Raw genomic sequence first — 449 nt, 5'->3', positions numbered from 1 at the left:
ACTAAGACGTAATCTTCCTTGTCTATCTACTTCTAATACTTTAACAGATACTATTTGATCTATTTTAAGATAATTAGTTACTTTTTCCACTCTTTTTTCAGCTATTTGTGAAATATGAACTAATCCTTCTTTTCCTATTCCAATAGAAACAAAAGCGCCAAAATCAACTATCCGCGTTACTTTTCCAATATAAATTTTACCTACTTCAATTTCAGCAGTAATTTCTTCAATCCTTCGGATAGCATTATTAGCTTTTTCTTTAATAGTTGCGGAAATTTTTACCGTACCATCATCTTCAATTTCAATAGTTGTTCCTGTTTCTTCAGTTAACATACGAATAACAGATCCTCCTTTTCCTATAACATCCTTTATTTTCTCCGGATTAATTTTTATTGTATGTATCCGTGGAGCAAATTCAGAAATGTCGTTACGAGGATTTTTTAATTCTT

At 30.3% G+C, this 449-nt stretch carries 1 protein-coding gene; it reads right to left on the bottom strand.

All coding sequences use genetic code 11. From position 1 onward, the window contains the following. On the bottom strand, nt 1–449 hold a 449-nt coding region (locus tag LDP10_RS03230; RefSeq protein ID WP_265197287.1), incomplete at both ends, for a S1 RNA-binding domain-containing protein.

The sequence above is a fragment of the Buchnera aphidicola (Pemphigus obesinymphae) genome (assembly GCF_026122815.1).
GTDB lineage: Bacteria > Pseudomonadota > Gammaproteobacteria > Enterobacterales > Enterobacteriaceae > Buchnera_C > Buchnera_C aphidicola_BJ.
This window is presented reverse-complemented; position numbering and strand designations above follow the sequence as displayed.